Raw genomic sequence first — 11723 nt, 5'->3', positions numbered from 1 at the left:
CCTCGGACCGGAATCAGTTCCGCCGCGGCTGGATCGGGAAATCATAGGCCGCCCCGCCCGCCCCCGGCAGGGAAAAATGCCACCACTCCTTCGAATAGTTCACAAAGCCTTGCCGTCCCATGGCAGCGACCAGCCGCTTGCGCCAGGCGCGCTGCTCCGGCGTGATCGACGGTGTCGCGGTGTGGCCCTTCACGTCCGTGCAATCGTAACCGGTGCCCATGTCGACGCTGCCTTCCGGCGGCCGGGCCCCGACCGGCGCCGTGCAATCGGCATAGGCATTCGATGGATCGAATTTGGCGGAATTGTCGGCTTTGAGATCGACCAGCGTCAGGTCGAGCGCGGCGCCGGTGGAATGCTGCGAGCGGCTTGCGATGTAGCCGAGGCGAAACAGCTCGGTCTTGGGGATTTTTGGATTGTAGCGCCGCTCGGCGGCGGTCTCGCGACCATTCTGCGACCACGCGACCATGTCGAGAGAGGCACGCGCCGGCCGGTAACAGTCGAACATCTTGAGCGAAAGGTTTTGGCTGGCGAGCTCCAGCTGAACCGCCTTCAGCCGCATCCCCACCTCCCGCTTCACCACGCATTCCCCGGCGCCATAGCCGCTGAGCGGGCGGCCGACGAAATTGTTTGATGTGGCGTAGCGGATGTCCTGGATGATGGTGGGATCGATGTCGCGCAAATAGACGAAGCCGCCGGGGAGCGATTGGGCATGGGTTTCGCCAGCGAGTATCGCAACCAAGAGCACTGTTAGAATCGTCTTCAACGGAAGCCCCCACATCGTCATGGCCGGGCCTGTCCCGGCCATCCACGATCTTCTATCGCATTTGACGCAAAAAGGACGTGGATGCCCGGGACAAGCCCGGGCATGACGGAGAAGACTGCAGCACCTCGGATTATTGGGGCGCGGCGTAACGGCAAACGGACAGATCAGGGGATAACTCACTTCCCCAGCATTGGCCCTTGCCCCCTCACCCATCCCCGCCTATAGCTCTGCTTTTAATGACATCGAAATCGACCTTCGTCCTCGGCCACCGGCATTTGCTGGGCATCGAGGGCCTTTCCGCGGCCGACATCACCGGCCTCCTCGACCTGTCCGAAGAATATGTCGAGCTCAACCGCCAGGTTGACAAGAAGCGCACCGTCCTGCGTGGACGGACGCAGGTGAACCTCTTCTTCGAGGCCTCCACCCGGACCCAGTCCTCGTTCGAGCTCGCCGGCAAGCGCCTGGGCGCCGACGTCATGAACATGTCGGTGTCCTCGTCGTCGATCCGCAAGGGCGAAACCCTGATGGACACCGCGGTGACGCTGAACGCGATGCACCCGGACATCCTGGTGGTGCGCCATCACGCCTCCGGCGCGGTGGAACTGCTGGCGCGCAAGGTTGACGGTTCCGTGATCAATGCCGGTGACGGCGCGCATGAGCATCCGACGCAGGCCCTGCTCGACGCGCTGACCATCCGCCGCAACAAGGGCCGGATCGAGGGCCTCGCAATCGCGATCTGCGGCGACGTGCTGCATTCGCGCGTGGCCCGCTCCAACATCATCCTGCTCAACACGATGGGCGCCCGCGTCCGCGTCGTCGGCCCCTCCACGCTGCTGCCGCCCGGGATCGAGCGGATGGGCGTAGAGGTCGCGCGCGACATGCGCGAGGGCCTCGAGAGCGCCGACATCGTCATGATGCTGCGGCTCCAGCGCGAGCGGATGAACGGCTCCTTCGTGCCGTCATCCAGCGAGTACTTCAACTATTTCGGGCTCGACCAGAAGAAGCTCGCTTACGCCAAGCCGGACGCACTCGTGATGCATCCCGGTCCCATGAACCGCGGCGTGGAGATCGACTCGGCCGTCGCCGATGGCGCGCAGTCCCTGATCCGCGAACAGGTGGAAATGGGCGTTGCCGTACGCATGGCCGTGCTCGAAGCGCTCGCCCGCAACTTGCCGAACGCGTGATGCCGATGTTGATCGACCGCCGCCCAGTCCTGCTCGCAAATGCCCGCGTCGTCGATCCCTCTCGGGATTTCGACGGCATCGGCGACGTCCTCATCGCCGACGGCATCGTCCGCGAGACCCGCCGCGGCATCGGCGCCGCCGGCGTCCCCGAAGGCACCGACATCGTCAACTGCTCTGGCAAGATCGTCGCCCCCGGCCTGGTCGACATGCGCGCCTTCGTCGGCGAGCCGGGCTTCAGCCATCGCGAGACCTTTGCCTCCGCGAGCCAGGCGGCCGCGACCGGCGGCATCACCACCATCATCTGCCAGCCCGATACATCGCCCGTCATCGACAATTCGGCAACCGTCGATTTCGTGATGCGCAGAGCCCGCGACACCGCGATCGTCAACATCCAGCCGATGGCGGCGCTGACAAAAGGACTGCGCGGCGAAGAGATGACCGAGTTCGGCCTCCTGAAGGCCGCCGGCGCGGTTGCCTTCAGCGACGGCGACAAGAGCGTCACGAACGCGCAGGTGATGCGCCGCGCGCTGACCTATGCCCGCGATTTCGGCGCGCTGATCGTGCACCATACCGAGGATCCCGATCTCGTCGGCGAAGGCGTCATGAACGAGGGCGAGTTCGCGACCCGCCTCGGCCTGATGGGCATCCCCAATGCCGCCGAAGCTGTGATCCTGGAACGCGACATGCGGCTCGTCGCACTCACCGGCGGCCGCTATCACGCGGCCTCGCTGTCGTGCACCGACTCCCTCGACATCCTGAAGCGCGCCCGCGACGCCGGCCTCGCCGTCAGCGCCTCGGTCTCGATCAATCATCTCGCGCTGAACGAGAATGACATCGGTCCGTACCGGACCTTCCTGAAACTGTCGCCACCGCTGCGGACAGAGGACGATCGCCGCGCGCTGGTCGCGGCCGTGGCCTCCGGCCTCGTCGACGTCATCATGTCCGACCACAATCCGCAGGACGTCGAGGTCAAGCGCCTGCCGTTCGCGGAGGCCGCCCCCGGTGCCGTCGGGCTCGAAACCATGCTGCCGGCGGGCCTCAGGCTGGTGCATAATGGCGAGATGGAACTGAAGACGCTGATCCGGGCGATGTCGACCCGTCCCGCCGAGCTTCTCGGCCTGCCCGGCGGAACCTTGCGCACCGGAGCTCCGGCTGATGTCATCGTGATCGACCCCGATACGCCCTGGATCGTCGATCCCGCCGATCTCAAATCGCCCTGCAAGAACACACCGTTCGACGAGGCCCGCTTCACAGGTCGTGTGGTGCGCACCATCGTCGGTGGGCGAACGGTCTTTGAGCATGTCTAACGTTGCGTTTTCAGGCGAAGTGGATACCGGTTCGCGTCAGGAAAACGCGTCAGGAAAAGACCATGCGCGGGAAATATGCCGGACATGGAGATGCGGCGATGGGACTTGAAGCCTTCCTCCCCGTAGCCTTCGTCATCGGCTATCTCCTCGGCTCGATCCCATTCGGGCTGGTGCTGACCAAGCTTGCCGGCACGCAGGATCTGCGCTCGATCGGGTCCGGCAATATCGGCGCCACCAACGTCCTGCGTACGGGACGCAAGGGGCTCGCCGCGGCGACCCTGCTGCTCGACGCGCTGAAGGGCACCGCGGCCGTGGTGATCGCCGGTTACATCGCGGGCCCCAATGCCGCGATGCTGGCGGGGCTCGGCGCCTTCCTCGGCCACCTCTTCCCGGTCTGGCTCAAGTTCAAAGGCGGCAAAGGTGTAGCGGTCTATATCGGCATCCTGATCGGCCTGTTCTGGCCGGCTGCGGTGGTGTTTTGCCTGCTGTGGCTCGCGACCGCCTTCACCACCCGCTACTCCTCGCTGTCGGCGCTGGTCGCGGCCTTCGTCACGCCGCTGTTCCTGTGGTGGTTCGGCCACCCCGCCCTGGCCTCGCTGTTCGCGGTGTTGACGCTGCTGCTGTTCTACATGCACCGCGAGAACATCAAGCGATTGCAATCGGGCAATGAGAGCCGGATTGGACAGAAATCGTAAGTCCGGAAAAAGTACGGATACCGCCGCACCCCTTCCGCATTATATGCCAAATTCTGTTCGCAACTTCCGGCCTGTTTCTGGCCGGAGTGGCCAACGATATCCAGGCCTGTCATCCTGACGGCGGAAAATGGCGTTACGCGGTAGCTCAGAATGAGCGAGAAGATTGTCGGCGCGCATGACGAAGGTGGCTCGCTGGGTGCTGCGCGCACCGCGGCAAGCATGCTGCTCTCGGCAACGGATATCTGGTCCGATACCCCCTCACCGGCCCCTGAGCCTGTGCCCGTTTCGCCGCCACCGCAGGCGCCGGTCCCCGTCCCCCAGACAGCTCCCGAAATCGAGCCTGTAGCCGCCGTCGCCACCCGCGTGCCGAAGCGAGTCCGCTCCGAGCAGTGGCCACCGCAAAAACTGTCGCTTGCCCTCCAGGGCGGCGGCACGTTCGCCGCCTTCACCTGGGGCGTGCTGGAGAGACTGCTGGAAGAGCCGGCCATCGAGATCGACACGATCAGCGGCGCCAGCGCCGGCGCCATCAACGCGCTTCTGCTCGCTTCCGGCCTCGCCGAAGGCGGACGCGAAGGCGCCCGCGCCCGGCTGAACCGGTTCTGGGTTCGGCTGATGCACGAGGCCTCGTTCCGCTCGCTGATGCTGGTCGGCGGCTTCTCGCCGGCGGGAAGCTCGGTCGCCTTCGGGCCGACGCTGCGCTCCGGACAGTTCGATCCGTTCGACCTCGATCCGCTGCGGCAGGCGCTGTCGCGCGACATCAACTTTGCGGCTTTGCGCGAGGCAGGATGCCCAAAGCTCCTGATCGCGGCGACACGGATCCGCGACGGCCAGCAGCAGATTTTTGGCAATGACGCGATCACCGCCGATGTCGCGCTGGCCTCGACCTGCCCGCCTCTGGTTCACTGCGCCGTCGAGATCGACGGCGAGGCCTATTGGGACGGCGGCTTCGGCGGCAACCCGCCGCTGCTGCGGCTGGCGCAGCTATCGACGGCTTCCGACCTCCTGCTGGTCCAGGTCACGCCGACCCGCGACAGCTATGTGCCGATCACACTCGCGGCGATCGACCGCCGGCTCGATCAGATCGCGGCAAACGCCGCGCTCAATGCGGAAGTCGCTGCGCTGGACTGGGCGCAATCGCACACTGCGTCGGACTTGCGCCTGTTCCGACTTGCGGCGGAAGATGCGGTCGATGGCCTGGCGCAGCGCTCATCGACCGATCTCGGCCGCGGCTTCATCCGCCTGTTGCACCGGAGCGGCCGCGAGGCCGCGGAGCAATGGCTCCGGAAAGGCGAAGGCGTCAGTGCGCCCTCGCTCGCCAAACGCGATCAACAGGCCGCTCGCGTCGAGCCGGCGCTGGTGTTGTGACTCCGACAGTCCATTCCGTCATTCCGGGGCCCGAGCGGAGCGAGGGAGCCCGGAATCCATCGGGCACAGAGTACGCGGGTGAATGGATTCCGGGCTCGCGACTTCGTCGCGCCCCGGAATGACGTCCAGGAATGACATTACGTGAATCAGACGTAAGAGACACAGCGCTAGCTTGATTTCGCCAGCGCCTCTTCCAGGAAGCGCGCAACCGCGAGCGCGCCGGGATCATTGCCGAAGCGCGCAATCACTTGCACGCCGATCGGCAGGCCATCGACCTTCAGCACCGGCACGTTGACGCAAGGATTGCCCATCAGCGTCCAGAGCCGGTTGTAGCGGGGGTCGCCCGTGGTGGCGAGCTCCTTGGCCGGCGCTGTGCCGGGCGCTGAGTAGGTCAAGAGCACGTCGACGCCCTCGAAGACTTCACCGAGTTCGCGGCGGCCGCGCCGTCCGATCCGGCGCGCCTCGTCATATTCTTTCGGCGTCAAGCCGACCGTTGCATCGAGACCGGCGCGCAGCAGCGGCGCGATCTCGTCGTGACGCTCCGAAAACTCCCAGGCGAGCGCGCGATGCGCCTCGAAGTCCTGGATGATCGGGTGAATGCGCCAGGCCTCCCGCACCGCCTCCGGCATGTCGACGGTCTCGACGCTGGCACCGGCGCGCTCGGCCGCCTTGATCGCGGCCTGCAGCCCCCGCTCCGCCGCAGGCTCCACGGGCCCGGCAAAATCCTGCCTGACCACACCGATGCGCGGCGACTTGGCGGCGACAATGTCGGAAAATTCGCTGCGACCGGTCATCGCCAACAGCCCGCGCGCAAGATCCTCCGCGCGGGCGCCGAACAGGCCGACCGTATCGAGCGCCCACGAGTAGCATTTGACGCCGACCGTCGGCAGCATGCGGAACGACGGCTTGATCGCCGCGACACCGCAATAGGCGGCGGGGCGGATCACTGAGCCGCCGGTCTGGGTGCCCAGCGCCAGCGGGATCATGCCGGCGCCGACGGCCGCGGCCGAGCCGGACGACGAGCCGCCCGGCGAGTGGCCGGAATTGTGCGGGTTGAGCGTCGGCGTCGGGTCGCGCGAGGCGAATGCCGTGGTCGTGGTCTTGCCGATGATGGTGGCGCCCGCGCGCTTGAGCATCATCACGACCGGCGCGTCGCTGCGCGGCTGCCAGCCGCGATAGATCTCTGAGCCCATCTCGGTCGGGAAATCCGCGGTGTCGATGATGTCCTTGATGCCGACCGCAATGCCGCGCAGCGGACCGGACGCCTGCGCTCTTCCCGACTTGTCGTGGCGGACGAAGGCGCGGACATCCTTCTCCAGCGTCTCGATCGCCTCGAGCGATTGCGCAATCGTTGCATCGGGCGAGAGCTCGCCGGCTTCGATGCGGCGCTGGAGGTCGGCGAGTGAGATCATGGCAAAATCCTTCTTATTGGGATCGCTTTTAGCATCGCGTCGAGGTCGCGCAAGCTTAAGCCCGCTGTTGCTCACGCCCTCAGGTTGTTCCATGCTGTGCCTGCAAGGAGACGCCGTGGACGCCATCAATTCAAACGTGGAGCTGACCGAGACTGAGCGGATAGACCGTCTGCGGCTGATCCGTTCCGACAATGTCGGCCCGCGCACCTTCCGTTCGCTCGTTGATCATTTCGGCACCGCACGGGCCGCGCTGGAGCGGCTGCCGGATCTGGCGCGCCGCGGTGGCGCGTCGCGATCGGGGCGCATCTGCACCGCGGCTGAGGCGGAGGCCGAGCTTGCCGCAAGCCGAAGGCTCGGCATCGCCTGGCTCGCGCCCGGCGAGAACGGCTATCCGTCCCGGCTTGCAACGCTCGACGATGCGCCGCCGCTACTGGCTGTGCGCGGCGCCGTCGCGACCTTGATGCGGCCGATGATCGCGATCGTCGGCTCGCGTAACGCTTCCGGCGCCGGGCTGAAGTTTGCCGGTCAGCTCGCCCGCGAACTCGGCGAAGCCGGGTTCGTGATCATCTCGGGGCTCGCGCGCGGCGTCGACCAGGCCGCGCACCGCACGAGCATTGCGAGCGGCACGGTTGCGGTGCTGGCCGGCGGCCACGACTGCATCTATCCACCCGAGCACGGCGATCTGCTCGTCGCAATCCTCGACCAGAATGGCGCTGCGATCTCCGAGATGCCGCTTGACCATGAGCCGCGCGCCCGTGACTTCCCCCGCCGCAACCGGCTGATCTCCGGCGCTTCGTTCGGCGTGGTCGTGGTGGAGGCGGCGCATCGTTCGGGTTCGCTGATCACCGCGCGCATGGCGGCCGAACAGGGCCGCGAAGTGTTTGCGGTGCCGGGCTCTCCGCTCGACCCGCGCGCCGCCGGCACCAATGATCTGATCAAGCAAGGCGCGACACTGGTCACCGAGGCTGCCGATATCATCAATGCGGTGCAGCCGATCATGGAGCGGCCGTTGATGCATCCCGCCGGCGAGCCCGACAGCGAACCGTTCGAGAGCGATCCTCAAGGCCACGACCGCGATCAGATCACAGGCCTGCTCGGCCCCACCCCGATCTCGATCGACGATCTCGTGCGGATGTCCGGCGCCTCGCCTGCCATCGTGCGCACCGTGCTGCTCGAGCTCGAGCTCGCCGGAAAGCTCGAGCGCCACGGCGGCGGATTGGTGTCGCTAATCTAAGTATCGTTGCGCCCATCGAAGCGCGTACGTGCCGCCTCGATCTGCGCCAGATGCTCCATCGCCCATTTGCCGAGCGCTTCCACGGGCCGTGACAGCCCGCGGCCGAGATCGGTCAGTTCGTAATCCACGCGCGGCGGAATGGTCGGGAAGATCGTGCGCGTGACGAGCCCGTCGCGCTCCAGCCCGCGCAACGTCAAGGTCAGCATCCGCTGCGAGATGCCGTTGATCATGCGCTTGAGCTCGTTGAAGCGCTTCGGCCCGTCACCGAGCATCATGATCACGAACACGCTCCATTTGTCGCCGACGCGCGACAGCACGGAGGCGACCCCGCGGCAGTCCGCATGGTCGGGATCCGGCCTCGGCGCGGCAGGCAACTCGATGTGTGTCGGTTTCAATGATGTGCCCATGGCTCAAAAAAGTGCGTTCTTGCGGGGATTTCGATAGTCACTCATGTAGCGCTGGTTACAAACCTATACCATGGGTGACCCAAATGAAACTCCTCCATATCGACTCCAGCGTGCTCGGCCCCCACTCCGTCAGCCGGCAGGTTTCCGCCGCCATCGTCGACCGGCTCAAGCAGGCGACGCCGTCGCTCGACATCGTCTATCGTGACCTGACGCAGACCCCGCTGGCCCATCTTTCCGGATCGCACCTCGCGGTCGCGCAGGGGGCGCCCGCGCCGGCCGAACTCGGCTCCGACTTGGCAGCAGGCGCGGCCATGCTGAACGAGTTCCTCGATGCCGACGTCGTGGTGATCGGCGCGCCCATGTACAATTTCACGCTTCCGAGCCAGCTCAAGGCCTGGATCGACCGCATCATCGTACCAGGTAAGACCTTTCAATATGGCGCGGCTGGCCCTGAAGGGCTCGCCGGTGGCAAGCGCGTGATCGTGGCGATCTCGCGCGGCGGCTATTACGGCGCTGGCATGCCCGCCGCATCGTTGGAGCACCTGGAGACCTATTTGCGCGGCGTGCTTGCCTTCATCGGCATCACAAACCCGGAATTCATCACCGCCGATGGCATCCAGGTTGGCCCGGAACATCGTGAGAAAGCGCTGGCGGGCGCGCTCAAGGCCGCAACCAGCCTGCGCGCGGCCTGACACCACACCGGCATCATCAGCCGCCGCCAGATCTCCTCCGGCGGCTGATGGACCGGCGCGCATTCGACAAAGCTAAAACCAGACTCCCTGCATGCCGAGGATGACGGCAATCAGCGAGACGAGCAGGCCGACCCCGGAGAAGATGGCAACCGCCACCAGTTCGGACCTGTCGGAGCGCTTGGCCGGAATGGCGGATTTTTCGGTGTAAATACGTGGTGCTGAAATCGCAGAAAAAATACGGGCTGCTTTTGACATAACGGGCTCCCTTAAATGGAATGGGTCTTATGACCCCGCCCGTAAAAATGTCTTGGCAGCTTGCGCGAAGGTTCAACCTCATCACGTAAGGTTCAGCAAATACACCTCGCAGACGCAGGAACCGGCCGGTGCAACCACGTCATGGCAACCGACCGGTTCAATTTTCGTCAGAGCTGATCAACCGCGATAGATCGGAGCGCCACTCGGCGAGGCAACCGCGCCGCCGTCGACGAAGATCTCCTGGCCCTGGATGTGCGCGGAATCATCCGAGGCGAGGAACAGCACCGTCTTCGAGATGTGATCCGGTTCACCGATGCGGCCGAGCGGCGTCGACAGCGCGATGCGCTTCTCGAACGCCTTTTCGGCTTCGGGCGTTGCAATCGCGGCGCCCCAGATCGGCGTGCGGATCGCACCGGGCGCGACCACATTGACGCGGATGCCGCGCGGCGACAGCTCCGACGCCATGATCCGCGCCATCGCCCGCACGCCGGCCTTCGCGGCGCCGTAGGCCGAGTAGCCGGGAATGCCGAGCACGGAAATCACCGAGCCGTTGAGAATGATCGAGGCATTGTCGTTGAGGCAGGGCAACGCCGCCTGAACGGTGAAGAAGACGCCGGTCAGGTTGGTGCTGATGACCTTCTCGAAGGTCTCCAGCGTCGCTGAACCGAGCGGCGTGCTGCCGGGTATCCCGGCATTGGCGAATACGATGTCGAGCTTGCCGAACTTTTCGGCCCCCTTCCTGATCGCGGCTTCGGTCGCGGCGATGTCGGTCGCATCGGCAGCGAGCGCGAGCGCGTTCGGACCGAGTTCTCTCGCGGCGGCCTGCAGCGTTTCCTTGTTGCGTCCGGTGATGATCACCTTGGCGCCCTCGGCGACGAACAGCTTTGCGGTCGCAAGGCCGATGCCGCTGTTGCCGCCGGTGATCAGTGCCGTCTTGTTCTTCAGTCTCACGCTCGCCTCCAATGGTTGCATAATGAAACTAAATTGCCATCTAGGCCAAATGGTTTTATAATGCAACCACACAAGCGCGTGATCGATGTTGAAACCGGCGGACGCGACGGGACCGAGACGATGGTGAAACGAACGAGCTTTGAAGGTGACGCCTGCCCGATCGCGCGGTCGCTGGAAGCGATCGGCGACTGGTGGTCGCTCCTGATCATTCGCGAGGCGCTGTTCGGCCTGCGCCGCTTCGGCGAGTTTCAGAGCAAGCTGGGTATGGCGAAGAACATTTTGGCGGTGCGGCTGCGCGCGCTGGTCGACCACGGCATCCTCGCAACCGCCCCCGCCTCCGACGGCAGCGCCTATTCAGAATATGTACTGACGCCGAAAGGCCGCGGCGCCTTCCCGATCCTGGTCGCGCTCCGGCAATGGAGCGAGGAGTTCGACGACCACCCCGAGGAGATCGCAACCATCCTGGTCGATCGTGACAAGGGCCGCCCGGTGCGAAAGCTCGAACTGCGCGCGGAGGATGGGCGCCTGCTCAGCCCTGCGGACACCACGCTGAAGCCGCGGCCAGCGCCACGGCGGCGGGCGGCCGGATAAGACCGAACTGCTACCACACCCGTCATTGCGAGCGTAGCGAAGCAATCCCCGCGGAAAGATTCTGGATTGCTTCGCTACGCTCGCAATGACGGCTGGAGGGACTTGTACAAAAGTTAGACGGCGTCAAAGATCGTCAGACAGCCAAAGCGGCACCGCCATGCCCCTACTCGCCATCGTGTATTTTTCCATCTCCGGCACCACCGAGACGCTGGCGCATGCGGTGGCGCGCGGCGCGGCTGGGATGGCGGAGGTCGCGCTTTGTCGGATCGCCGGCGACGACATCGTGTCGGGCCGTTTTCAGAATGAGCGATTGTTAGAGACGATTGACCGCGCCGACGCAGTTGCATTTGGCAGCCCGACCTACATGGGCGGGCCAGCGGCCCAATTTAAAGCCTTCGCAGACGCCTCAAGCGACCGATGGACCCAGCAGCGATGGGCCAACACGATTGCGGGCGGCTTTACGACAGGTGCGTGTGCAAGCGGCGATCAACTGCATACGTTGAGCTACTTTTCCATTCTGGCCGCACAGCACGGCATGCTTTGGTGCGGGTTGGATATTCCGGGCGGAGAGGATCCGAGCGGCCGCAATCGCCTGGGCAGCCAGCTTGGACTGGCAACCCATTTGATCGACGGCGCCTTGCAGCAGAGCGATTTGAGCACGGCCGAATATCTCGGCCAACGATTGGCGAAATTGGCATGCCGCAACGGCTAACCACACCGTCATTGCGAGCGCAGCGAAGCAATCCAGAGTCTTTCTGCAGCGGCAGTCTGGATTGCTTCGCTGCGCTCGCAATGACGGAGGATAGAGCAGCGCACTCAACTCACTCGCCGTCATCCTGAGGTGCTCGCCTCTTCGGCGAGCCTCGA

General features: G+C 65.1%; 13 protein-coding genes. 8 read left to right on the top strand and 5 right to left on the bottom strand.

Annotated elements, in window-relative coordinates:
• Nucleotides 1-13 precede the first annotated feature (13 nt).
• Nucleotides 14-778, bottom strand: a complete 765-nt coding sequence (locus K289_RS0119680) for a M15 family metallopeptidase (protein ID WP_035685266.1) — start codon at nucleotides 776-778, stop codon at nucleotides 14-16.
• A gap of 221 nt (nucleotides 779-999) precedes the next feature.
• Between K289_RS0119680 and K289_RS0119675 the strand changes: the two genes are divergently transcribed.
• The 4 genes from K289_RS0119675 (at nucleotide 1000) to K289_RS0119660 (ending at nucleotide 5314) form a co-directional block, all read left to right on the top strand.
• Nucleotides 1000-1947 carry an aspartate carbamoyltransferase catalytic subunit gene (locus K289_RS0119675; protein ID WP_027553102.1) on the top strand — a complete coding sequence of 316 codons (948 nt, stop codon included), beginning with the start codon at nucleotides 1000-1002 and terminating at the stop codon, nucleotides 1945-1947.
• Between the two features lie 5 nt (nucleotides 1948-1952).
• Nucleotides 1953-3254 (top strand): dihydroorotase, encoded by a 1302-nt coding sequence (locus K289_RS0119670; protein WP_027553101.1) that lies wholly within the window; start codon nucleotides 1953-1955, stop codon nucleotides 3252-3254.
• Nucleotides 3255-3352: 98 nt separating this feature from the next.
• On the top strand, nucleotides 3353-3949 hold the full coding sequence (plsY, locus tag K289_RS0119665) for a glycerol-3-phosphate 1-O-acyltransferase PlsY (protein WP_027553100.1): 597 nt from the start codon (nucleotides 3353-3355) through the stop codon (nucleotides 3947-3949).
• Nucleotides 3950-4099: 150 nt separating this feature from the next.
• A complete protein-coding gene (locus K289_RS0119660; RefSeq protein ID WP_027553099.1) occupies nucleotides 4100-5314 on the top strand; it encodes a patatin-like phospholipase family protein in 1215 nt (404 codons plus the stop codon).
• Nucleotides 5315-5481: 167 nt separating this feature from the next.
• Here K289_RS0119660 and K289_RS0119655 read toward each other — a convergent pair whose 3' ends face one another.
• Nucleotides 5482-6726: an amidase gene (locus tag K289_RS0119655; RefSeq protein ID WP_027553098.1), complete on the bottom strand. Its 1245-nt coding sequence runs from the start codon at nucleotides 6724-6726 to the stop codon at nucleotides 5482-5484.
• Between the two features lie 91 nt (nucleotides 6727-6817).
• On the opposite strand from K289_RS0119655, the gene dprA reads away from it, so the two are divergent.
• On the top strand, nucleotides 6818-7960 hold the full coding sequence (dprA, locus tag K289_RS0119650) for a DNA-processing protein DprA (RefSeq protein ID WP_035685215.1): 1143 nt from the start codon (nucleotides 6818-6820) through the stop codon (nucleotides 7958-7960).
• Here dprA and K289_RS0119645 read toward each other — a convergent pair.
• The gene (locus tag K289_RS0119645; protein ID WP_027553096.1) at nucleotides 7957-8367 is read right to left on the bottom strand and encodes a helix-turn-helix domain-containing protein; all 411 of its coding nucleotides are present in this window, start codon (nucleotides 8365-8367) and stop codon (nucleotides 7957-7959) included. The genes dprA and K289_RS0119645 overlap by 4 nt on opposite strands.
• An 83-nt stretch (nucleotides 8368-8450) precedes the next feature.
• Between K289_RS0119645 and K289_RS0119640 the strand changes: the two genes are divergently transcribed.
• A complete protein-coding gene (locus K289_RS0119640) occupies nucleotides 8451-9059 on the top strand; it encodes an FMN-dependent NADH-azoreductase (protein WP_027553095.1) in 609 nt (202 codons plus the stop codon).
• 72 nt (nucleotides 9060-9131) lie between these two features.
• Here the strand turns inward: K289_RS0119640 and K289_RS0119635 are convergent, their stop codons facing one another.
• Nucleotides 9132-9314, bottom strand: coding sequence for a hypothetical protein (locus K289_RS0119635; RefSeq protein WP_027553094.1), 183 nt, complete (start codon nucleotides 9312-9314; stop codon nucleotides 9132-9134).
• Nucleotides 9315-9491: 177 nt separating this feature from the next.
• Complete coding sequence (locus K289_RS0119630) at nucleotides 9492-10265, bottom strand: glucose 1-dehydrogenase (protein WP_027553093.1); 774 nt, start codon at nucleotides 10263-10265, stop codon at nucleotides 9492-9494.
• A gap of 120 nt (nucleotides 10266-10385) precedes the next feature.
• On the opposite strand from K289_RS0119630, the gene K289_RS0119625 reads away from it, so the two are divergent.
• Both K289_RS0119625 and K289_RS0119620 read left to right on the top strand, forming a co-directional pair.
• The gene (locus K289_RS0119625; protein ID WP_027553092.1) at nucleotides 10386-10856 is read left to right on the top strand and encodes a helix-turn-helix domain-containing protein; all 471 of its coding nucleotides are present in this window, start codon (nucleotides 10386-10388) and stop codon (nucleotides 10854-10856) included.
• A 157-nt stretch (nucleotides 10857-11013) separates the two neighbouring features.
• Complete coding sequence (locus tag K289_RS0119620) at nucleotides 11014-11568, top strand: flavodoxin family protein (RefSeq protein WP_027553091.1); 555 nt, start codon at nucleotides 11014-11016, stop codon at nucleotides 11566-11568.
• Nucleotides 11569-11723: the final 155 nt, after the last annotated feature.

Source organism: Bradyrhizobium sp. Cp5.3, from assembly GCF_000426265.1.
GTDB classification, from domain to species: domain Bacteria; phylum Pseudomonadota; class Alphaproteobacteria; order Rhizobiales; family Xanthobacteraceae; genus Bradyrhizobium; species Bradyrhizobium neotropicale.
This window is presented reverse-complemented; position numbering and strand designations above follow the sequence as displayed.